The 22,787-nt window shown below is 40.8% G+C and carries 24 protein-coding genes; 20 read left to right on the forward strand and 4 right to left on the reverse strand.

Going from position 1 to position 22,787, the window contains the following annotated elements:
- Positions 1 to 218: 218 nt before the first annotated feature.
- The 4 genes from AC0VXY_RS09965 to spoVK all read left to right on the forward strand — a co-directional run bounded on the left by AC0VXY_RS09965 (position 219) and on the right by spoVK (position 5,375).
- The gene (locus tag AC0VXY_RS09965) at positions 219 to 2,588 is read left to right on the forward strand and encodes a penicillin acylase family protein (RefSeq protein ID WP_475527846.1); all 2,370 of its coding nucleotides are present in this window, start codon (positions 219 to 221) and stop codon (positions 2,586 to 2,588) included.
- Positions 2,589 to 2,812: 224 nt separating this feature from the next.
- Complete coding sequence (gene miaA, locus AC0VXY_RS09970) at positions 2,813 to 3,772, forward strand: tRNA (adenosine(37)-N6)-dimethylallyltransferase MiaA (protein ID WP_435991120.1); 960 nt, start codon at positions 2,813 to 2,815, stop codon at positions 3,770 to 3,772.
- 27 nt (positions 3,773 to 3,799) lie between these two features.
- Complete coding sequence (hfq, locus tag AC0VXY_RS09975; RefSeq protein WP_034759923.1) at positions 3,800 to 4,033, forward strand: RNA chaperone Hfq; 234 nt, start codon at positions 3,800 to 3,802, stop codon at positions 4,031 to 4,033.
- 385 nt (positions 4,034 to 4,418) lie between these two features.
- Positions 4,419 to 5,375 carry a stage V sporulation protein K gene (gene spoVK / locus AC0VXY_RS09980; protein ID WP_435991117.1) on the forward strand — a complete coding sequence of 319 codons (957 nt, stop codon included), beginning with the start codon at positions 4,419 to 4,421 and terminating at the stop codon, positions 5,373 to 5,375.
- Between the two features lie 47 nt (positions 5,376 to 5,422).
- Here spoVK and AC0VXY_RS09985 read toward each other — a convergent pair whose 3' ends face one another.
- Positions 5,423 to 6,031: a trimeric intracellular cation channel family protein gene (locus tag AC0VXY_RS09985; protein WP_435991115.1), complete on the reverse strand. Its 609-nt coding sequence runs from the start codon at positions 6,029 to 6,031 to the stop codon at positions 5,423 to 5,425.
- Between the two features lie 203 nt (positions 6,032 to 6,234).
- Between AC0VXY_RS09985 and hflX the strand changes: the two genes are divergently transcribed.
- The 4 genes from hflX to glnA all read left to right on the forward strand — a co-directional run bounded on the left by hflX (position 6,235) and on the right by glnA (position 10,711).
- Positions 6,235 to 7,488 carry a GTPase HflX gene (gene hflX / locus AC0VXY_RS09990; RefSeq protein WP_475527658.1) on the forward strand — a complete coding sequence of 418 codons (1,254 nt, stop codon included), beginning with the start codon at positions 6,235 to 6,237 and terminating at the stop codon, positions 7,486 to 7,488.
- Positions 7,489 to 7,505: 17 nt separating this feature from the next.
- Entirely contained in the window at positions 7,506 to 8,774 is a 1,269-nt protein-coding gene (locus tag AC0VXY_RS09995) for a methionine gamma-lyase family protein (protein ID WP_475527659.1), read from the forward strand.
- Positions 8,775 to 8,922: 148 nt separating this feature from the next.
- On the forward strand, positions 8,923 to 9,339 hold the full coding sequence (locus AC0VXY_RS10000) for a MerR family transcriptional regulator (RefSeq protein WP_060673272.1): 417 nt from the start codon (positions 8,923 to 8,925) through the stop codon (positions 9,337 to 9,339).
- A 37-nt stretch (positions 9,340 to 9,376) separates the two neighbouring features.
- Entirely contained in the window at positions 9,377 to 10,711 is a 1,335-nt protein-coding gene (glnA, locus tag AC0VXY_RS10005) for a type I glutamate--ammonia ligase (RefSeq protein ID WP_435991109.1), read from the forward strand.
- Between the two features lie 215 nt (positions 10,712 to 10,926).
- Here the strand turns inward: glnA and lexA are convergent, their stop codons facing one another.
- Positions 10,927 to 11,547 (reverse strand): transcriptional repressor LexA, encoded by a 621-nt coding sequence (gene lexA, locus AC0VXY_RS10010; RefSeq protein ID WP_034759911.1) that lies wholly within the window; start codon positions 11,545 to 11,547, stop codon positions 10,927 to 10,929.
- A 153-nt stretch (positions 11,548 to 11,700) separates the two neighbouring features.
- On the opposite strand from lexA, the gene yneA reads away from it, so the two are divergent.
- From yneA to AC0VXY_RS10045, 7 genes are all read left to right on the forward strand, one after another.
- Positions 11,701 to 12,027, forward strand: coding sequence for a cell division suppressor protein YneA (gene yneA, locus AC0VXY_RS10015; RefSeq protein WP_475527660.1), 327 nt, complete (start codon positions 11,701 to 11,703; stop codon positions 12,025 to 12,027).
- A gap of 11 nt (positions 12,028 to 12,038) precedes the next feature.
- Positions 12,039 to 12,689, forward strand: coding sequence for a YneB family resolvase-like protein (locus AC0VXY_RS10020; protein WP_435991105.1), 651 nt, complete (start codon positions 12,039 to 12,041; stop codon positions 12,687 to 12,689).
- A 104-nt stretch (positions 12,690 to 12,793) separates the two neighbouring features.
- Positions 12,794 to 13,027: a DUF896 domain-containing protein gene (locus AC0VXY_RS10025; RefSeq protein WP_435991103.1), complete on the forward strand. Its 234-nt coding sequence runs from the start codon at positions 12,794 to 12,796 to the stop codon at positions 13,025 to 13,027.
- A gap of 187 nt (positions 13,028 to 13,214) precedes the next feature.
- Complete coding sequence (tkt, locus tag AC0VXY_RS10030; RefSeq protein ID WP_475527661.1) at positions 13,215 to 15,218, forward strand: transketolase; 2,004 nt, start codon at positions 13,215 to 13,217, stop codon at positions 15,216 to 15,218.
- Between the two features lie 254 nt (positions 15,219 to 15,472).
- A complete protein-coding gene (sirA, locus tag AC0VXY_RS10035; protein ID WP_475527662.1) occupies positions 15,473 to 15,910 on the forward strand; it encodes a sporulation inhibitor of replication protein SirA in 438 nt (145 codons plus the stop codon).
- An 84-nt stretch (positions 15,911 to 15,994) separates the two neighbouring features.
- Positions 15,995 to 16,216: a YneF family protein gene (locus AC0VXY_RS10040; protein ID WP_034759902.1), complete on the forward strand. Its 222-nt coding sequence runs from the start codon at positions 15,995 to 15,997 to the stop codon at positions 16,214 to 16,216.
- A 188-nt stretch (positions 16,217 to 16,404) separates the two neighbouring features.
- Positions 16,405 to 17,526, forward strand: a complete 1,122-nt coding sequence (locus AC0VXY_RS10045) for a CamS family sex pheromone protein (RefSeq protein ID WP_435991097.1) — start codon at positions 16,405 to 16,407, stop codon at positions 17,524 to 17,526.
- 234 nt (positions 17,527 to 17,760) lie between these two features.
- Here AC0VXY_RS10045 and AC0VXY_RS10050 read toward each other — a convergent pair whose 3' ends face one another.
- Complete coding sequence (locus AC0VXY_RS10050; RefSeq protein WP_435991095.1) at positions 17,761 to 17,940, reverse strand: Spo0E family sporulation regulatory protein-aspartic acid phosphatase; 180 nt, start codon at positions 17,938 to 17,940, stop codon at positions 17,761 to 17,763.
- 265 nt (positions 17,941 to 18,205) lie between these two features.
- On the opposite strand from AC0VXY_RS10050, the gene AC0VXY_RS10055 reads away from it, so the two are divergent.
- The 4 genes from AC0VXY_RS10055 to AC0VXY_RS10070 all read left to right on the forward strand — a co-directional run bounded on the left by AC0VXY_RS10055 (position 18,206) and on the right by AC0VXY_RS10070 (position 20,644).
- Complete coding sequence (locus AC0VXY_RS10055) at positions 18,206 to 18,913, forward strand: cytochrome c biogenesis CcdA family protein (RefSeq protein ID WP_435991092.1); 708 nt, start codon at positions 18,206 to 18,208, stop codon at positions 18,911 to 18,913.
- Between the two features lie 126 nt (positions 18,914 to 19,039).
- A complete protein-coding gene (locus AC0VXY_RS10060; RefSeq protein ID WP_435991090.1) occupies positions 19,040 to 19,399 on the forward strand; it encodes a response regulator in 360 nt (119 codons plus the stop codon).
- Between the two features lie 120 nt (positions 19,400 to 19,519).
- Entirely contained in the window at positions 19,520 to 19,999 is a 480-nt protein-coding gene (locus tag AC0VXY_RS10065) for a CcdC family protein (protein WP_034759886.1), read from the forward strand.
- Positions 20,000 to 20,152: 153 nt separating this feature from the next.
- A complete protein-coding gene (locus tag AC0VXY_RS10070) occupies positions 20,153 to 20,644 on the forward strand; it encodes a site-2 protease family protein (RefSeq protein WP_475527663.1) in 492 nt (163 codons plus the stop codon).
- Positions 20,645 to 20,794: 150 nt separating this feature from the next.
- On the opposite strand, the gene AC0VXY_RS10075 is transcribed toward AC0VXY_RS10070, so the two are convergent.
- Positions 20,795 to 21,220 carry a DUF2621 domain-containing protein gene (locus AC0VXY_RS10075; RefSeq protein ID WP_435991086.1) on the reverse strand — a complete coding sequence of 142 codons (426 nt, stop codon included), beginning with the start codon at positions 21,218 to 21,220 and terminating at the stop codon, positions 20,795 to 20,797.
- Between the two features lie 193 nt (positions 21,221 to 21,413).
- On the opposite strand from AC0VXY_RS10075, the gene AC0VXY_RS10080 reads away from it, so the two are divergent.
- Positions 21,414 to 22,739 (forward strand): ATP-binding protein, encoded by a 1,326-nt coding sequence (locus tag AC0VXY_RS10080; protein ID WP_435991084.1) that lies wholly within the window; start codon positions 21,414 to 21,416, stop codon positions 22,737 to 22,739.
- Positions 22,740 to 22,787: the final 48 nt, after the last annotated feature.

Here is a 22,787-nt window from a genome sequence, read left to right on the forward strand (position 1 = left end):
ATCCTCATAGGGATAAACGAAGGAAGATCCTAAAATATATTCACGATAATAACATTATGGTAACTAATTGGTCTTCATGGAATATGGTGTTTCGACCATTTATGTAAATTCCCCTTTAGGATAGCAGGATTTCTCTCTTAAAAGGCTAATAATAAAGATATGGTTATTTTTCAGAAAATTCTATATAAACACTGGGGGAAATTAGAATGAACGGAGGCATTGAGCTTCAGCATCAGAAAAAGAAGAAGCGTCTTAAAATAACGCTGTGGACCGCAGGAAGTATATTGTTCATTCTGCTCGGGCTATTAATCTTTGTGAATTATTACATTGACAGATCCCTTCCTGTTACGACAGGCACAATAACGATGAATGGTTTGTCAAAGAATGTGAAGGTCATAAGAGATAAAGATGGCGTGCCGCATATTCACGCTCAAAATGAAAAAGATCTCTATATGGCACAAGGATATGTTCAAGCCCAGGATCGTTTGTTCCAAATGGATCTAAGCAGGCGCCAGGCATCGGGAAGATTGAGTGAAGTTGTCGGAGAAAAGGCGGTGAATAGGGACAAGTTCTTCCGTACATTTGGTTTAAGGAGGGCAGCAGAGGTATCCTTTACTGCCTATCCGGATGAAGCAAAGCAGCTTCTCGAGTGGTATGCCGAGGGAGTCAATGCCTATATGGAAGAGGCGAAAGACGGGGGAAGGCTTCCTATTGAATTCACTCTATTAGGTTACAAACCTGAGAAATGGACACCGATTGATTCTTTGACCATCGGGAAATACATGGCTTTCGACTTGGGGGGGCATTGGCAGGGCCAGGCCTTCAGGTATTGGGCGTTGGAGAATCTGCCGAAGGAGAAGGCTTATGACCTGTTTCCGACCTATCCGAAAGATGCGCCTACCATTCTTTCAGATATTGGGGAGGTACAGGTTGATTTAAAGCAATCCTTCGCTTCAGCAGTCATACCGACGGAATTTAATGGAAGCAATAACTGGGTTGTCAGCGGAGATAAGACGAAAAGCGGAAAACCGTTACTGGCAGACGATCCTCATCTATCACTGGGGACACCTTCCATATGGTACCAAATGCAGCTCGAATCACCTGAAGTCAATGTAAGTGGAGTGATCTTTGCCGGAATTCCCGGGATTATCCTGGGTCATAATGAACAGATTGCATGGGGGGTCACCAATACGGGTCCCGATGTACAGGACTTGTATATTGAAAAACGTAGCGAGGAAGATCCAGATCTGTTTTTATATGATGGGAAATGGGAAAAGGCAACCATCGTACAAGAACCAATTAAAGTCAAGGATGGTGAGACCATACCTTATAAAGTCACAATTACGAGACATGGGCCGGTGATTTCGGAGTTTGCTCATCAAGGTGAGGCAGGAGAAGTGATGGCCATGAGATGGACCGCACTGGATCCGAGTCTTGAGCTCTCTGCCATCATCAATATCAATAAGGCAAAGAATTGGGGTGAATTCGAAGAAGCCCTGGAAGACTTTCATGTTCCTACCCAGAATTTCGTATTTGCCTCTAAAGATGGCACGATTGCATACAAGGCAAATGGAAAGATTCCTATCAGGAAGAAAGGGGATGGGCTACTGCCTGTCCCGGGATGGGACCCTGATTATGATTGGCAGGGGTTCATACACTTTGACGAACTTCCGAAGGTGATCAATCCTGAATCAGGCTTTGTGGCAACTGCGAATAATAAAGTAGTGGATGATGATTATCCTTACCATATCAGTCATCACTGGGCACAACCGTATCGATATATGAGAATTTCAGAATACTTAGAAGGAAAAAGTGAACTTACGATTTCTGATATGAAAGCATTGCAAATGGATCAGAAGAATTTACACGCACGTGAGTTTGTACCAATCCTTACTGAGGATTTGGAGACCGGGTCATTGACCGATGAGCAAAAAAAAGCCATTGAGATTCTAAAATCGTGGAACTATCTTGATGATAAAAACTTAGCGGCACCCCTGATTTTTCATCAGTGGATGAACGAAATATCAACGGGGCTTTTTGAAAAGGACGTACCTGATGATATGATGAAGCTCTTTGAAGGACGTCAAAGTGTTGTCGATGAACTTATTCGAAAAGCCCATACAGGAGACGAATCCCAGTGGTTTGCAGATCGGGGCGGATACAAATCATTTCTGGCCGCATCCCTTACAAATGCTCTGAATGAGCTTGAGGAAGCATATGGATCTTCTGTGAATGAATGGGAGTGGGGAATGTATCATAAAGTGTACTTTGAACATCCATTATCAAGTGCTTCGCCAATCTTAAAAAAGTTCTTGAACGAAAGAGGGCCTGTACCTGTGGGAGGAAGCAGGGTAACAGTGGAGGCTGCAAGTTATAATGAGGAAGGTATCGTGAATCACGGTGCTTCATGGAGATTCGTGATTGATACTTCCGATATGGAGAACGGCTATCATATTGTCGGCCCGGGACAGGCGGGTCATTACAAAAGTGAATGGTATCAAAATCAAATTGACGCGTGGGTAAATGGAGATTACCATAAAACCTCACTTTCAGGCTCAGAAGGAGATCAATTGATATTAATTCCGTAATAAGTCTAAACTGCTTAAAGGGAATTCCCTTTAAGCAGTTTTAATTTCCACGTTACATCAGAACGTTTTATAATGGTAAGAAACGGGTACATTCATTTCATGGCAATTTGTTTTTTGAATAAGACCGGAGTAAATGGAGATACTGACAAGATGTGATTTCAAACCTTCTATTATTATGGTACGATAATATGTAAAGAAACAGTTACATAGAAAGCAGTGAATGTATGACAAGACTGAATAAAGAGAAAGTGATTGTCCTTATTGGTCCGACAGCAGTAGGAAAAACCAGTACAAGTATAAGCCTTGCAAAACGATTTGATGGAGAAATCATTAGTGGGGACTCCATGCAGATATATAAGCGGATGGACATCGGAACTGCAAAAATCACCACGGAAGAGATGGAAGGCGTACCTCACCACTTGATTGATATAAAAGAGCCTGAAGATTCTTTTTCAGTGGCGGAGTTTCAGAATCTTGTAAGGAAGAAAATATCCGACATTCATTCACGGGGGAAGATCCCTTTGATAGTAGGTGGGACAGGTCTTTACATTCAGGCTGTCTTATACGATTATCAATTCACAGAAATGCCGGGCGATGAACATTTTCGCACAAAGTTAGAAGCGGAGCTTGAAATGCATGATGCTGATTGGCTTCATCATAAGCTTGTTAAGGTGGACCCGGTTTCAGCCAGCAACATTCATCCTAACAATACGAGGCGTGTGATCCGTGCATTGGAGATTTTCCATTGTACCGGTAAGACGATGAGTGAGTATCAAAGTTCCCAAACTCACGAGCTTCAGTATGATATGGCGTTAATTGGTTTAACCATGGATCGGGAAAAACTGTATGAGAGAATCAATCTTCGGGTTGACCTGATGATACAGCAAGGACTTTTAGAAGAAGTGAAAGCGTTATATGATGGAGGGCTTAGAGACGTTCAATCTGTACAGGCGATAGGATATAAAGAACTTTATGATTACTTCGAAGGTACCGTCAGCCTGGAAACGGCCATAGAGAACCTTAAGCAAAACTCCAGAAGATACGCCAAGCGTCAGCTTACCTGGTTCCGAAATAAAATGGATGTTGCCTGGTATGATATGACAGAAGAAAGTTTACACAGCAAAAATATTGAGGACATTTCAGAATTTATTGCAGGAAAGCTTCAATTAAAGTCGAATAAGTAATGTAGAGATAGAAGAGGAGGACTAACCATGAAACAATCCATTAATATCCAAGATCAATTCCTAAATCAATTGCGAAAAGACAGTTCACTCGTAACGGTATTCCTTTTAAATGGCTTCCAGATTCGCGGCCAGGTAAAGGGGTTTGATAATTTTACCGTCCTGTTTGAAACAGAAGGTAAACAGCAACTGGTATATAAACATGCCATCTCAACATTCGCCCCGCAGCGAAATGTTCAAATAAATTTTGAAGAGCAAAATTAATGTTCATGTGAAAGCTGCCCTTTGTGGCAGCTTTTTATATTTGACCGGACGGGATGAATGCAAGAATAATTAATGAAATGTACCGTAAGTGAATAGGATAATAAGAGAGGCTTTAATTTTCAGCGTTCTATCTCTTCATTAACTAAAAAATGGACCCTGAAATAGTAATCACCAATATGGTATTGAAGATTATCAAACTGTATTACCGAAAATAGTGAGTCCGAAATGAAAATGCATTCAGCGTAATTCTATTTATTTCTCGGGAAAGCGCAGGAATAGACAGGATTCTTTTTATTTGTCGAAATAAATCAGGTAAAACGATAGACGTTTATCACCCTTAAATCTTAGAAGCGTATATTGTCTTTAGAATGGTGAGGTGAAATCTTTGGATCAACCAATGAGAATGAAAAATAACGGACAAATCAGTATAGTATTGAATTCACAAAAAAGGAGTTCAGTACGAGAAACCGTAGATTCGACTCCTCAGTCTCTTCCTCAAGAGCATGTAGCGTTGAAAGAAATTGAAGAAGAACTTGGATCTCTTGTCGGAATGGAAGAAATGAAAAAAATGGTGAAAGAAATTTATGCATGGATATATGTGAATAAAAAACGAGAAGCCATGGGACTGAAGGCAGGAAAACAAGCACTTCATATGATGTTCAAAGGGAATCCGGGGACTGGTAAAACGACGGTGGCGAGAATCATCGGAAAACTGTTTTTAAAGATGAACGTGCTTTCGAAAGGACACTTAATCGAGGCTGAGAGGGCTGACCTGGTCGGTGAATATATTGGTCATACGGCTCAGAAAACAAGGGATTTAGTGAAAAAGGCATTGGGAGGAATTCTATTCATTGATGAGGCGTATTCACTGGGCAGAGGCGGAGAAAAGGATTTTGGAAAAGAGGCCATTGATACCCTTGTGAAACATATGGAAGATAGGCAGCATGACTTTATCTTGATCCTGGCAGGGTATTCAAGGGAAATGGAGCACTTCCTTACCTTGAATCCAGGATTGCAATCACGATTTCCCCTTGTGTTTCATTTCCCTGATTATTCTGTAGATCAGCTGATGGAAATCGGCAAAAGGATGCTGGATGAAAAGCAGTACTTATTGAGTCATGATGCCGAAAGAAAGATCCGTGAACATTTGAGTGCGGCAAAAAACACATTATCTCCAATGGCGTTTTCCAATGGACGGTATGTTCGGAATGTACTTGAAAAATCGATACGATCTCAAGCGATGAGGCTTTTATTGGAGAATTGTTACGATCGACATGATCTCTTAACCATCCGTAGCAATGACCTGGTCTTTACCAAAACGGCGTCCGATAACCATACTTAGTATATCGAAAAACAAAAATGCATTCACTTGTGAATGCATTTTTATTATTAAACATGGGCCCGTAAACTTCTATTCGGTAACCTCCATTTATATAGGTAGGAGAGCACACGTAAAGCTGTCGTAATGATGAAAAGGGAGTATAGCTCTAACGCTGAATTCACTATACCAAGTCCGATCGCCGCTCCACATAAAACTGCCCATACCGCATAAATTTCCGACCGTAGGACTAAAGGTTTCCGGCCAGCCAGAAGGTCACGGATAATTCCGCCACCACTACCGGTTAAAACGGCAGCCACGATGATCGCACTGATGGGGTGGTTCATTTCAGAAGCATATAACGCCCCCTGAATCGCAAAAGCCGATAGACCGATCGCGTCAAAGAAATTCCCCCACTTCCTCCAATGTTTCAAAAGATTATTCGGGAACAGAAAGACTGCTGTAATGGAGAGAAGGGCAATCTGAAACAACATTCCCTGCTCCCATAAAGCGGAAACGGGTACACCGATCAGTAAATTCCGGATGGCGCCTCCTCCAAATGCAGTGACAATTCCTAATATATAAACACCGAGGATATCATATTCCTCTTCCATGGCAATGATAGCTCCTGAAATAGCAAAAGCAATGGTACCGATGATACTCAGTACTTCCCACGTCATACACATTCCTCCTCACCCTATTACAATATGCTACATGCCATTATGTAGAATCTTGAAGTAGTGTTATGTCATAATCAAACATACTGATTTTAACACGTATGTGCTTATTTGCAACCATTTTTCATTGCTTTTTACATAGAGTTTACGATGTGGATTTGATATGATGGGAAATAGAATGAAACGGAAAGAAAGAAGGTTGTTTTTTGAAGAATGAAAATCTAGAAAAAGTCATTCTGGTGGGATGTCAACTGCACGATGATGACCTGAGTTTTCAGTATAGTTTAACGGAACTTGCAGAGCTGACAGCAACAGCTCAAGGTCAAGTTGCTGCCACTCTTATTCAAAAACGCGACAAGATCCATCCAAGCACGTATATCGGAAAGGGTAAAGTGGAGGAACTGGTCCTGTTGGAAGAGCAGTTTGAAGCGGACATCATCATCTTTAATGATGAACTATCCCCCAGTCAGATTCGCAACTTATCAAGAGAATTAAACGGCAGGGTGATTGACCGTACACAACTGATATTGGACATTTTTGCACAGCGAGCCCGCTCAAGAGAAGGGAAATTACAAGTAGAACTTGCCCAGCTTCAGTACTTGCTGCCAAGACTCATCGGTCAGGGGGCATCCCTCTCAAGACTGGGTGGAGGGATAGGCACCAGGGGGCCCGGTGAAACGAAGCTCGAAAGTGATCGTCGACACATCCATAAAAGGATTGACGATATAAAGAAGCAATTACAAACCATAGTTGATCATAGACAAAGGTACCGGGGGAGAAGAAAGCGGAACAAAGCTTTCCAGATTGCACTCGTCGGATACACAAACGCTGGAAAATCCACGTTGTTCAATCGAATTTCAATGGCTGATTCATATGAAGAAAATCAATTATTTGCGACTTTGGATCCGATGACGAGGAAAATGCCTTTGCCCAGTGGATATTCCACGTTACTCACAGATACCGTAGGGTTCATTCAAGATTTACCGACCACGCTGGTTGCGGCATTTCGATCTACCCTTGAAGAAGTAAAAGAGGCTGACCTCCTTCTTCATGTTGTGGATAGTTCAAATCCTGACTACAGTCAACACGAAAAGACAGTGCAATTCTTATTGAAAGATCTGGAAATGGATGGGCTGCAGCAGCTAACGGTATACAACAAGCGGGATGAAATGGATCCCGATTTTGTTCCCGACAGCGAATCAGAAACCATCCTCATTAGTGCCTTGAACGAAGAGGACAGAGGGAAGCTACTTATTAAGATAGAAGAAATCGTAAAGAATCAAATGATACCTTATCATGTGTTTGTCCCTGTGAATGAAGGGAAAATTCTATCCCAATTAAAGAGTGAAACCATCTTGAGAAAATTGGAATTCCAAGAAGCAAGTCAAGTATATGAAATGACCGGATTTCACCTTGAAGATCATCCGATCGCAGGAAGCATCAAGAAATTTCAAAAGTAGAAAGGAAACAACACTAAATGTTTGAACAATTAGTAAATGGAACGGTATTACAATCACTTGTAACAAAAGTGGAAGCGGATATCAAAGACATACACAAAAAAATCGATGAACGATCTGAAAGCAACCAGTTCAACGTCTTAAGAGCGTTTCAGAAGCACCGGGTAAGCGATTCTCACTTCATCCCGTCCACAGGCTATGGCTATGACGACGCAGGAAGGGACACCCTGGAAAGCATATACGCAGATGTATTTGGCGGGGAAGCAGGGCTTGTGCGGCCTCAGATCATTTCTGGTACCCACGCCATCTCCATCGCTTTGTTCGGTATACTCCGACCGGGAGATGAACTGGTGTACATAACAGGGAAACCTTATGATACATTAGAAGAAATTGTAGGAAGCCGAGGAAAGGGTACAGGTTCACTCAAAGACTTCCATATCCACTATCAGAGCGTTGATTTAGATGAGTCAGGAAAAGTAGATTTCGTAAAGGTGGCCCAGACCATTTCAACAAAGACAAAAATGGTGGGTATCCAGCGATCAAAAGGGTATGCCAACCGGCCATCCTTTACCATTGAAGAAATAAAGGAAATGATTGATTTCATTAAAGAGATTGACCCTGGAATTGTTGTATTTGTAGACAACTGCTACGGGGAATTTGTCGAAGTGCAAGAACCATGTCACGTCGGTGCGGACCTAATGGCCGGCTCCCTTATTAAAAATCCCGGGGGTGGCCTTGCGAAAACAGGTGGATATATCGTCGGAAAGAAAGAATATGTAGAAGCCTGTTCCTTCCGTATGACCTCGCCGGGGATCGGGGCGGAGGCAGGGGCGTCTCTGTACAGTCTTCAAGAAATGTATCAAGGGTTCTTTTTAGCTCCTCACGTGGTGGCGCAATCATTAAAAGGAGCGGTTTTCACTTCGGCTCTGCTGACCGAGATTGGTATGAATACGGATCCTTCACCTCATGCCAGGCGCACGGATTTAATTCAATCGGTACAATTTGATGACAGGGAAAAGATGATCGCTTTCTGTCAGGCAATCCAATCAGCCTCACCGATCAATTCTCACTTCACGCCGTATCCGAACTATATGCCGGGCTATGAGGATGATGTCATCATGGCCGCAGGAACGTTCATTCAGGGAGCGAGCATTGAATTATCGGCGGATGGACCTATAAGACCACCTTATATAGCTTATGTTCAAGGCGGGTTGACATACTCCCATGTGAAAATCGCCGTTTGCTCTGCGGTGGACAACTTAATTGAAAAAGGTTTAATCACCATATAAAAAGGATATAAAAGTAGTAATTGGATAGTCTAAAATAGACTATCCATTTCTTTTGATTACTTATGTAAGAAAAACTCACATTTGATTGACAGAACTCCTGACATTACATATAATGAATTCAAGATGGAAAACAGAAGGAGGAATCAAGATGAGCGGAAGTGAAATTCGTCGAACGATGGCATTATTTCCAATTAGTATTGTCATGCAGCTCACGGACTTAACAGCTCGTCAGATTCGATACTACGAAGAGCATCAACTGATAAACCCGGCACGGACCGAGGGGAATCGCCGGCTCTTTTCCTTGAATGACATTGATAAGTTATTAGAAGTAAAGGATCTGTTAGATCAAGGTATCAACATGGCAGGGATTAAGAAGATCTTTTCTGTATCCGGTCATAATGAAAGCAAAGTCGTATCTGACGTAAGTAATGAAAAGGAAGAAAAAGCAAGACAGGATCTATCTGACGACGAGCTGCGTAAATTACTTCGCAATGAATTGATTCATTCCGGTCGATTCAATCGATCATCTCTGCGTCAAGGAGATATGTCCCGCTTCTTTCATTAAATAAACCCTTTAATAAACTTGAGGAGGAATTACGTAAATGGCAAAGTATACTAAGGAAGATGTTGCAAGATTAGCGAATGAAGAAGGAGTTAAGTTCATTCGACTACAATTCACCGACATTTTAGGGACGATCAAGAACGTAGAAATCCCTCTAAGTCAGCTTGAAAAAGCATTAGATAACAAAATGATGTTCGATGGTTCTTCCATTGAAGGATTCGTCCGTATCGAAGAATCAGATATGTACCTCTTCCCGGATTTAGACACATGGTTAGTTTTCCCGTGGACAGCTGAAAAAGGTAAGGTAGCCCGTCTGATCTGTGATATTTACAATCCGGATGGCACTCCGTTCGAGGGAGACCCCCGTAATAACCTAAAACGCATTTTAGGTGAAATGGAGGAACTTGGGTTTACTGACTTCAATCTTGGGCCAGAGCCGGAATTCTTCCTCTTTAAATTAGATGTAAATGGCGAACCTACGTTAGAATTAAATGATAACGGTGGCTATTTTGACCTAGCCCCTACCGATTTAGGGGAGAACTGCCGTCGTGATATCGCTTTAGAACTTGAAGAGATGGGCTTTGAAATCGAAGCATCTCACCATGAAGTAGCTCCCGGACAACATGAGATCGATTTCAAATACGCCAATGCATTAAGAGCTTGTGATGATATTCAGACATTCAAACTGGTAGTAAAAACGATTGCCCGTAAACACGGTTTGCACGCTACATTCATGCCGAAACCATTATTCGGTGTAAATGGCTCAGGAATGCACTGTAATATGTCCCTTTTCAAAAATGGAGTGAACTCTTTCTTTGACGAAAAAGGTGACTTGCAACTAAGCGATACTGCCCGTCAATTCCTTGCTGGTATCATTAAGCACGCCACTGCATTTACAGCGATTACCAACCCGACTGTAAACTCATATAAGCGCTTAGTTCCAGGATACGAAGCACCTTGCTATGTTGCCTGGTCTGCGCGTAATCGTAGCCCGTTAATCCGTATCCCGGCTTCCCGTGGCCTGAGCACACGCGTTGAAGTCCGCAGTGTCGACCCAGCGGCAAATCCTTACCTTGCAATGGCTGTTTTACTTGCGGCAGGATTAGATGGAATTAAGAATAACCTACCGGCTCCTAAGCCAATTGACCGCAACATCTATGTAATGGACAAAAAAGAGCGTGAAGAAGCAGGTATCGTAGATCTTCCTGCAACATTATATGCAGCTCTTGAAACATTAAAAACAAGTGAAGTAATTGTTAAGTCCCTTGGGGAACACATATTCGAACATTTCGTGGAAGCGAAAGAAATCGAGTGGGATATGTTCCGTACACAAGTACATCCTTGGGAACGTGAACAGTACATTCAAATGTATTAATTACCAGGCACCCTCAACGATATATCGTTGAGGGTTTTTTACACAAAGTTCAGGCTGTATTCATAGGGGGGAAGAAGGGAATCAGGGAAGGAAACGATATCAAAAAAAGCCTGGGGATGGAATGTTTCGACTTCCAACCTCAGGCTTTTTTTCATTATTATGATAACCGGCTGATAATAGTTTCTGGCATGCCCTAAGCATACCGAATGCCACTATCAATGAACTTGACGATACACACCAACCACTTTACCTAAAATGGAGACGTTCCGTAAAATGATTGGTTCCATTGTTGAGTTCTCTGGCTGCAGACGCACATAATCCTTTTCTTTAAAGAAACGTTTGACCGTTGCTTCATCTTCATCGGTCATGGCAACGACGATATCTCCGTTGTTCGCTGTCTGCTGCTGGCGAACAATGACAAAATCCCCATCCAATATGCCGGCTTCGATCATACTGTCACCCATGATTTCAAGCATGAAGACCTGCTCATCCGAAGGGGCCATCCGCTCGGGCAGAGGGAAAAATTCTTCCACATTTTCAACAGCCGTTATCGGTTGACCTGCTGTGACTTTACCGATTAAAGGGACGTTTACTACACGTTGTCGCGGTATCGTATCTTCTTCAAGGTCCAGAATTTCTATCGCTCTCGGTTTAGTCGGATCACGACGGATCAGACCTTTACTTTCAAGCCTCGCTAAATGTCCGTGTACAGTGGAACTGGAAGCAAGACCGACAGCTTCCCCGATTTCACGTACGGAAGGGGGATACCCTTTTTCTCTGACTGCAACTTTAATATATTGTAGTATGTCCTGCTGTCTCTTCGACAATTTTGTCATGTTCACGCACCTCTATTATAGATCTTATGTTCCCATTATAGCATGTCACCACTATTGATACAAACATAAGTTCGAATTTTGTTGACACCAAACGAGTGTTCGTATTACAATGAAAACACAAAACAGAACAAACATTCGTATGGGGGTAATTTTATGTTAACACATATTTGGAATCGATTCTCTTACATTATTATATTATTTGTTTTAGTCCTTTCAGCAGCTTGCTATTTATTAATCAATATGACTGATCAACCTTCCTACCAAAGTATCACAGTAGAGGAGGGTGATACTCTTTGGACTATTGCCAAACAGTATAATGAAGAATATTCTATGACAGTGGAAGATTTTATCGCCTGGGTTGGCGAAGAGAACGAATTGACCTCTTTTGCCATCAAACCTGGTGAATCACTTGTGTTACCTATTGAAAATCCAACAATATCATCTCAATCAGATTTCGAACTGGTCATGAACAAAGAATAGAGGGATAGAAGATGAAAGCAGTCATATACTGCAGGGTAAGTACTAAGAAAAACACACAGGAAACATCATTGGAACGGCAGGAAGAAGAACTGGTTAAATTGGCGAACGAACATCATTATGAAGTAAATGCGGTCATCAGGGATCAGGCGAGCGGATTTGAATTGGACCGTCCAGGTGTTTTGGAACTTTTGGACCTGGTCAGAGATAAATCAATTGAGGCTGTGCTTATCCAGGACGAGACAAGAATCGGCAGGGGAAATGCCAAGATCGCCCTTATTCACTGTCTGTTAAAAGAGGAAGTGAAAATCATCAGTCAGACTCATAGTGGAGAATTACACTTATCCGAATCCGATTCTATGGTCATCAACATTGTCAGTATGGTGGAGGAATATCAACGTAAACTTCATAACCTTAAAATTAAGCGGGGTATGAAGCGGGCTGTGGAAAATGGCTTTCAGCCTCATAAAAATTTAAAAAACAAAGGAAATGTGGAAGGAAGGGAACGCATTGAGGTGCCGGTCGAAGAAATCGTGCGATTAAGGAAAAATGAATTAACCTTCGCTGAGATTGCAGCTACTCTTAGGGGATTTGGATACGATGTATCCAAAGCTACGGTACATAGACGCTTCAAGGAATATATGGTGTCCCTTGATCATGCATAACCCTTGTTTTATACCCTTTATTCTAGTAACATGACGGTAGTGTAATACACTGCTTTTAGAATGTTTTAGAGTTTGCAAACTATGCAATAAAGGAGTTTTTATAGATGCTTTCAAAATCAAAAATGAATAGAATCAACGAACTTGCCAAAAAGTCCAAAAGTAGCGGACTAACTGAGCAGGAAGCGAAAGAACAGACCAAACTTAGAAAAGAATATCTAGAAACGTTCCGTCAATCGATGAAAGGCACAATTGAAAATACAAGAATCTTTGATCCGGAAGGAAATGAAGTAACACCTAAAAAGATCCAAGATATACAGAATAAGAAAAAAATGCATTAATCAAAAAACTTCCAGGCCAATTTTGATAGGTCCTGGAAGTTTTTTGATTCATTTTCCTCCCTTATAGGATTTGAAGGGTTTTTATTTTCAACGATCATAAAGTCATGTTATCATTCAAGATAGTTGTATAAACTATCAAAGAAGATTAATATTAATAAGGTACATTAAAAGGAAGGATGTCTGACATATGTTTGATAAAACAGATCAATTAGCAATTAATACAATTCGTACATTATCAATCGATGCGATTGAAAAAGCAGGTTCCGGGCACCCGGGAATGCCTATGGGGGCAGCTCCAATGGCGTATGCACTTTGGACAAGGTTCATGAATCATAATCCTAAAAATCCAGAATGGTTCAACCGCGACCGTTTTGTCTTATCTGCGGGACACGGTTCGATGCTGTTGTACAGCCTACTCCATCTTTCTGGTTATGATGTTTCAATGGGTGATCTTAAAAATTTCCGCCAATGGGGAAGTAAGACTCCAGGACATCCGGAGTACAAGCATACCTCTGGTGTAGAAGCAACGACTGGCCCGCTCGGACAGGGGATTGCAATGGCAGTTGGTATGGCATTAGCTGAAAGACATCTGGCCACTACATATAACAAAGACCAATATAATATGGTCGATCACTTTACATACTCCATTTGTGGAGATGGGGACTTAATGGAAGGTGTTTCCTCTGAAGCTGCTTCATTGGCTGCACATCTCAAATTAGGACGCCTTGTTGTTCTTTATGATTCCAATGATATTTCACTTGACGGAGAGTTGGATAAGTCATTCTCTGAGAGTGTTAAGGGACGATTTGAATCATACGGATGGCAGTATATTCGTGTTGAGGATGGAAATGATCTTGACGAAATTTCCAAAGCGATTGAAGAAGGTCAAGGGGATACATCCCGCCCGACAATGATTGAAGTTAAGACAGTCATTGGGTACGGAGCTCCGAATAAATCAGGTAAATCTGCTGTTCATGGTGCACCTCTGGGTGAAGATGAAATGAAGCTTACGAAAGAAGCGTACAAGTGGACATTCGATCAGGATTTCCACGTGCCTGATGAGGTATATAGCCGCTTTGAGGAAAAGATCCAACAAGCTGGCTCTGAGAAAGAACAAGATTGGGCCAACCAATTCATTAAATACAAAGAGGAACACCCTGAACTAGCCACTCAATTAGAAGCGGCGATCAAAGGCGAACTCCCTCAAGGATGGGATAAGGACATCCCGGTATATGAAGAAGGAAAAGCATTGGCAAGCCGGGCTTCTTCAGGGGAAGTGTTGAATGCCATTGCTCAAAACCTCCCTTCATTCATCGGTGGTTCCGCTGACTTGGCAGGATCAAACAAAACGATGATTAAAGATGAGAAAGATTTCATGCCTGAATCTTATGAAGGCCGCAATATCTGGTTCGGAGTCCGGGAATTCGGTATGGGTGGTGCCATGAATGGTATGGCACTGCACGGAGGGCTTCATGTATTCGGTGGGACATTCTTTGTATTCAGTGACTATTTAAGACCTGCTATCCGTTTGGCGGCGATAATGGGCTTACCTGTTACGTATGTATTCACACATGATAGTATCGCTGTGGGAGAAGACGGACCTACCCATGAACCTATTGAACAGCTTGCATCCCTGCGTGCAATGCCTAACCTGTCAGTCATTCGACCTGGTGACGGTAATGAAGTGGCTGCCGCCTGGAGATTATCGTTAGAATCTAAAGATCAGCCTACGATGCTGGTTCTATCCCGTCAGGATCTTCCAACGCTTAAAGGTACGGCTGATAAAGCTTATAACGGGGTTAACAAAGGAGCATATGTTGTCTCAGCTTCGGGTAAAGAACAGCCTGATGCCTTGTTGATTGCAACTGGTTCTGAAGTGCATCTTGCGGTAGATGCGCAAAATGCACTTGAAAAAGACGGCATCAGTGTTTCAGTTGTGAGCATGCCATCTTGGGATCGTTTCGAAAAGCAATCAAAAGAATACAAAGAATCCATCCTGCCTAAGAGCGTGAAAAAACGCCTGGCTATCGAAATGGGCTCTCCGATGGGCTGGGATCGCTACGTTGGCGATGAAGGTGACATCCTGGCAATCAATGGTTATGGTGCATCTGCCCCAGGAGCGAAGGTAATGGAAGAATATGGTTTCACTTCTGAAAATGTGGTATCTAGAATCAAAGCTTTACTTCAATAATCGTGAATGGAAAAGGTCGGCTCCTTACACCCTCTAAGGAGTTGGCCTTTTTCTTTTGGGTGAACACAATAGGAGTAAGGGTGGAAGAGATTGGGTATAGAACAAGTAACGTATAAATACTTCGTTCCGTCCCTTAATATTCAGAAGAGATAGAATAGGTTCGACAAAACTAGTGCAGATTTTCAACAATTTATGACAATGACTCCCTTCTAGTTGATTTATACTATATGAAAGAAAGGTAGGAGGGAGTAAAGGTGCGAAATTATCAAATCTATTGGATTGAAGAGTTGTTTGTTCAACACTACTATGGTCGTGAAAGAATGTTCTATCAATTGTTTTCTGATTGGGAAGCGAGTACAGGTGATCTTCACGAAATCGTCTCGAAACAAGTAGATTACATTACGAAACCGATTCCATACCTTCCTACACAAAGACTCCTTCAGCACGAAATCACGAAGGTTAAAGGGGCAGCCTGGATAAACTCCGTGGCGACAATCGAAAAAGAAGAATCAGGCGCGACACTCGTTCTGAATGAAAAGTCAATGTCTTTGAATGCCTGGGGACACGATGAATCTGAATATATCTTTTTTGAAATTTTACGAAGGAATATGGGTCAGTTATTGGCAATGGATATCAAAAATGAACGTTTTGGCTGGTTAAAACCAATAAAACAAAGAAAGTTTATATATTAATATGAAATTTCGACCAAAATATTGTATAATGTTTCAGGGTTTAGTACACTTTTAAAAGGACAACATGAAGGAGGAAGTAAGAGTATGGGAACGACTGGATTACTTATTCTAGTAGGCGTTCTGGCATTACTTGCCGGAGTAGCACTAGGATTTTTCATTGCTCGTAAATATATGATGAGCTATCTTAAGAAAAATCCACCAATTAACGAGCAAATGTTACGCATGATGATGATGCAAATGGGGCAAAAACCATCCCAGAAGAAAATCAATCAGATGATGAATGCAATGAATAAGAACATGAAGTAATAGATGGAAGCACTCAGGTGATGAGTGCTTTTTCTATTGTTGGGGCATCCTGATATGAGGGTGTGTACAGATGATTTTATAAGATTAGGTAGGATAATGGGATTATTTTCGTGAATTCATAAAAACTTAAAGATTATCAGGCTGATTGAAATGTAATGTATGATAAAATATAGTCCGGAGGGAGTCATATGAAAAAATGGATGATTGTATCTCTGTCCCTTTTGATTCTTATTGCCGGATGCAGCAATAAGCCTCAAGAAGTGATAGATGAAGAAACGCTTGAAATTCAAAATAGTGCAGCAAGTGATGCACGTGAATATTTAAATTATAAAGTAAACAAAGAAAAAAAGTCGGTAAATCGCGGTCTTATTACAATGACTATCAATAACCGCAGTGATATGGATGAAATTGAGACGGGCCTTATGTCCTTATCCACTGAACATTTTTCTCCTGAAAAGTATGTCTACCAGGAAGGGCAGTATTTAAAGAATCTAAGCTCATGGTTAGGGAGAAAGTCTAAATCCAATAAGGCAGGTCTTAACCCTGAATTGGAGATTACCGATGATATGTCATGGGAACAACAGATGGAGCTGGAAAAGAAAAACCCAATGTACCTTGCTTATATTCATGAGCAGAATTATGTAGACGCAGAAGGGAATATCAAGGGAATTTCCCTTGGTCTTGCGATGAACTCCATCGATTATATCAGGGTGGAAGATGATAAGAAGCTTATGCATTTTGACGAAGCGAACATTAACGAAAAAATGATGGAAGAATACGGGAAAAAAGTAGCTGGAACAGTGGCCCGTCGTGTAAGGGCAAATAAAGAATTGAAAAATGTACCCATTATGATTTCGATTTACAAACTACAACCTTTAAACAGCGTTGTTTCAGGTAACTATATCGCCACAACCTATTTAGATGAGAATGATAGGAAAATCAAAAAGTGGGATGATGTATCCGACAAATATTATTACTTCCCTAGTGATGAAGGAGAAGAGAAGGACCGGGATTTATATAACCGGATCCGGGATCTTGAAGATTATGTGTCAAAGTATTTCTCTCATCAGGATATTGAATTTGTGGGTAAAGGATTGTATAAAAAGGATACGCTAAATAAATTGGTCATCGATGTACATACAGGCATGGTGAAAGAAACCGAATTAATTGGGTTTGCACAGGCGATTGGTCCTGAAATCGTCGATTACTTCCCTCATACACCGGTTTACCTTTATGTGAAAACCCCTAAAGGTCTCAAAGCCACCATCGTCAAAGAAGTGGACCAGGAACCATTTGTACAAATACATTAAAATATTTCTATATGAAAGAGCTTCTCTAATCATGATTAGAGAGGTTCTTTTAATATAGTTCTTTTGCCAAAATCTATCCAATGGCAGAACTTCGAAAGAAGATGGGGCTGGTGCTTCAGGATCCATTCCTATTCTTTGGTAATATAATCATGCAACAGGGAGACCCTTTATTCGGGTCTCCCTGTTCATATTTAGCATTATATTAGTATTGTTTATTTGGATGAAAGGTTTAGTTCAGCTCATTTGGGGTGTGTAGCATTTTTTTATGTATTGTGAGTTGTAGCTATTTAACAGACGATCAAGTTCCTGACTAAATTGAATAGCTTGAGGTGACGTCAGTCCATTTTCAGCAACAATATCAATTAATTGAGTACGCTTTTTTTCAATTCGTTCGAGAAGCTCTTTTTTAGACACGGCTGTTTCCTTTCTTTTGTATGTCCTGACAAGTGGAATACAAAACTAGTAATAACTGTAACTTTTTATTAGTATAACGAAAATAGCCTATTTTTTCAAAGTAAAATTATCGGATTTTAAAAAAGAAAAGAGACTTTAATACAAATGAAAGAGTAAAAGGTGATTGTAATAAGATAGTCACAAATCTTTCACATAAACATCCCTCATAGTTTGTAGCATTGTTTGATAGAATAGATATATATACTGAATTGTAGGAGATGTGGAAATGTCTGATATTAATATTTTTTTAGCCTTCGGGGCAGGATTCCTAAGCTTCATATCCCCATGCTGCTTACCTTTATATCCCGCCTTTCTTTCATACATAACCGGGATGAGTGTCAATGAATTGAAAACGGATAATGCCATGTTGCAGAGAAGAAGTTTACTGCATACATTATTCTTCTTAGTTGGTTTCTCAGCCATTTTTATCGCGATTGGTTTTGGGGCTTCCTTTATTGGAAACTTCTTTTTAAATTATAAAGATCTTATTAGACAGCTTGGGGCAATTTTTATTGTTATATTTGGCCTGGTTGTCATTGGTGTGTTCACTCCGGAATCCTTGATGAAGGATCGCAGAATTGAATTCAAGAATAGACCTGCGGGCTTTATCGGTTCCATTTTGATCGGAATGGCATTCGCCGCAGGGTGGACTCCCTGTACAGGTCCGATCCTTGCTTCAGTTCTTGCGCTTGCCGCAACGAATCCTGGTTCAGGTGTCATGTACATGACAGCATACGTATTAGGCTTTGGCATTCCTTTCTTCATTCTGTCATTCTTCATTGGAAGAATGCAGTGGATCAGAAAGAACAGTGGAAGAATTGTGAAAGTAGGTGGATATGTCATGATTGCTGTAGGAATCATGCTGTTCTTTGATTGGATGACGGTCATTCTTGCTTACTTTACGACGCTATTCGGAGGCTTTCAAGGATTTTAATCAATTTTAGGCAGTAATTAAAAGAATAAATTGAATAAATATTACGATTTATGGTATAGTTTAATTGGATTAAATAGGTAAATAGACTCAATAGACATCGATAGTGTATACGAGGAGGAAACATCTGTGGCAACGATTCTTGTAGTGGATGATGCGAAATTTATGAGATTGACTCTTGGAAACATGCTTTCATCCAGCGGGCATGAAGTCGTTGGGGAAGCTGAGAATGGACTTATTGCCGTGGAGAAGTATCGTGAGCTTCACCCTGACCTGGTGACGATGGATATCACCATGCCGGACATGAATGGAATTGAGGCAGTTAAGAAGATTCTTACCGAATTCCCTCAGGCCAAGATTATTATGTGTTCGGCGATGGGACAACAAAAGGTGGTAGTGGAAGCAATTGAAGCCGGAGCGAAGGACTTCATAGTTAAACCATTTGACGAAGTGCGTGTAGACGAAGCCATCAAAAGGGTGTTAGGCTGATAAACCGAGAGAGATTGAATCTTCCATTCATTCTCTCTTTTTTCTGTTTTCGTTTTTCCTGCATTTGGGCTATAATAAGGAAAGGTATGAAAGTAGATTATAAAAGGATGATGATGCTTTATGATGATTGCTTCATCCATTGTAGCGATTTGCATGGGATTTATGGTGATATTTATCAGGATGAAGGCTCAGAAAAGGCCGGTAAGCGGTAAGAAGATTATTTTACCCCCTCTCTTTATGAGTACGGGTGCGTTGATGTTCTTATTTCCTGTCTTTCGGGTCAATGTGAGTGAGTTTTTAGAGGCGATTACTGTCGGGATGGTATTCTCTCTGTTGTTAATCAAGACATCCAAGTTTGAGATTCGTGAAAATGATATTTATTTAAAGCGTTCTAAAGCGTTTGCCTTCATTTTGATCGGCCTTCTGTTAATTCGAATTGTAGCAAAGTCGATCCTAAGTACTTCAATTGATTACGGAGAACTGAGCGGGATGTTCTGGATACTAGCTTTTGGCATGATCGTTCCATGGAGGATAACCATGTATTTTCAATATAGAAAGCTGCATCAGGAAAATCAGGACTTAACGACGAATTCAATTTAATGCACCGTTAAAAAGCAGGGAGACACGCCCTGCTTTTTTATTTTGTAAATCTTACTGAAAGGTGACAGTTTTATGACAATGCATACGAATATGCATAAGAGTAAATCTTTTAGGGCAAAGAGGGAGAAGATGAATGAATAATAAATGATACTGGTGGGATTACGATTGTTTACATTAGCAGATATCTGGACTTTTTTCCTGGCCTTCTTTCTTACATTGCCATTAGTCACCATTTTACACGAATTGGGTCATATATTGATTGCACGAATATTTGGTGCGAAGATAAAGTTTGCCATTGGAACCGGTAAACACCTGATAAATATTGGTCCTTTGGAAGTGAAGAGAATGTACTTTATGGAGGGATGGTGTCAATATCGGGAATTGAAGTACAACAAGGTATGGGTGCATGTCCTGATCTATTTATCAGGCAGTTTATTCAACCTGGTGGCGATACTATTCATTAACTTTCTGATTTATGAAGGTGTGATACCTGTGCACATCTTTTTCTATCAATTTGTGTATTTCTCGGTTTACTTCATCTTTTTCTCGTTGTTTCCTTATAGGAACGGAGACGGAAAACCGAGTGACGGCCAAGCGATTCTCGACGTCATTCGCTTTGGCAAAGCAGAAGATCCCATTGATTAAGTGCCTATATAAAAAAGGTAAACGGTTAACGTTTACCTTTTTTTGCATTCTTCCATTTTACGTATAAAATAGCAGCCCCGACAATAAAGATTACATATAATACAATTGGAATGACAAGTATCCAGCCCATTCTATTCCCTGCCTGTTTTATTAAAATAAATGTTCATAGGGTGTAACTTCTATCTGCATTTCATCAAGTTTTTTTCTCAGAAATTTATGATCTCGCTTTGGAGTCGCCAAAATATATCCTCTGATGACTAATTCTTTCGTTATGGCTCCAGCTCTTTCTTTTAAAGCCAATTCACCAATTTTTCCGGCGATTTTCTGTTTTGCAACATCCCTGAATAATTCTGGAACCGGGGTAACCAGCTCATTCAGCATTTTCTTTTCGTCTTCACCCCAAAGATGGATGGTTTCGTTCACATAATGTTCCTCCCAATCCAAGTCAGATTTACCATCTTCCTTTGGGAACCTCTTTAAGAATTTCCGGAACATGAAGAATCCACCGATCGCAAACGAAGCCACTAAAAAAACGACCCAAAAAAGGATAAAATATAAGAACCAACCTTCTAGCATATTTTTCACCTCAGTTTAAAAGCATATCCTATTCAATTATAGACAAGGACTTTGTCCCTGACAAGAATATCATCGTTTTTATAAAAGACTCTATACTGTTATTAATTAGAAATGATATACTAATAAATAACAAATATCGTGAAAATTCTTTCTATTTCGATTGTTTTTAAGCTTGTGCAAATAGGAGGCTCGCATGATGAAATTCACAGGCAGGATCGTATCATTACTTACTGGACTTTTATTAGTTATTACATGGGATTTTATTTATTACTTTGTTCTCCATTATCCGGTGGATTTAAGGGTGGATATGGTTTTCACTCTATTGATACTTTTCATCAGCTATTATATGGGGAAAAGTTATGATATCAGCCATAGTTCGTTGGCAGCCCTCAGAACAAGTGAAGAAAGGGTTAAGCTGCTTAATGAAGAAATGCAACACGTCCTCCAAAGTATTGATGAGGTGGTTTTTCACACAAATGCCAAGGGGGAATTTCAATTCCTCAATCAATCCTGGGAAGAATTTACGGGATATACGGTCAAAGAAAGCCTGCATAAGAAAGCCCTCCATTTCATTTCCCTCCATGAACGTCATGAAATCCTCCGACTGGTAAGGCAAAGCATCGATTTACATAGGGAGAAAACAAGGATGGATATCCCCTACCAAAAAAGGGATGGTCAGTTTCGTTGGGGAGAGGTCAATATTAAGCTGAACTATAATGGGAATGGTGAGTTGCTGGGTACAGTGGGTACCATTTCAGATATTACCGAAAGGGTACATAATGAGGAAGAATTGATGGAAATGAATGAAACCCTGGCTATTGAATCTCAAAAACTTTCAGTTGCCGGGCAATTAGCTGCAGGGATTGCTCATGAAGTCCGAAATCCATTGACATCAATTAATGGATTTCTGCAGTTGTTAAGAGATGAAGCCGATGAGAAAACAAAGGAATACTTAGGGATTGTCTTTTCTGAAATCAAGCGGATCGAACTTGTACTGAGCGAGTTGTTGATCCTTGCGAAACCGCAATCTGTTACGTATAAACGAATTAATATCATCGAAACACTGGATCATGTTTCGAAATTACTGAATACGAATGCCATCTTATATAATATCGAAATTCAAACGGAGTTTCATGAGAGAGAGCTGTATATCCGCGGCGATGAAAATCAATTGAAGCAGGTTTTCATCAATTTATTAAAAAATGCGATAGAAGCGATGCCTCATGGAGGAACGATTACCATTCACGCTGATTTCAATTCCCATAATAAGGTGCAATTGATGTTTAAGGATGAGGGTGTAGGGATGAAGAAGGAAACCCTGGAAAAACTGGGAGAGCCTTTCTTCACGACAAAAACGAAAGGAACAGGTCTCGGCCTTACTATATGCCTTAGGATCCTTCGCGATCATGGAGCAGATATCCGGGTGCAAAGTGATCAGGGAGAGGGCACAACCTTTCATATAATGTTTGACGGCGTTCAGGCGTCAGAGAGGAAGAAACGGGAAGCACTGCAGAAATAGAGAAAAAGGATCCTTATGGATAACATAAGGGTTCTTTACTATGTATGG

Source organism: Rossellomorea sp. QJM3NY_18 (genome assembly GCF_056173145.1).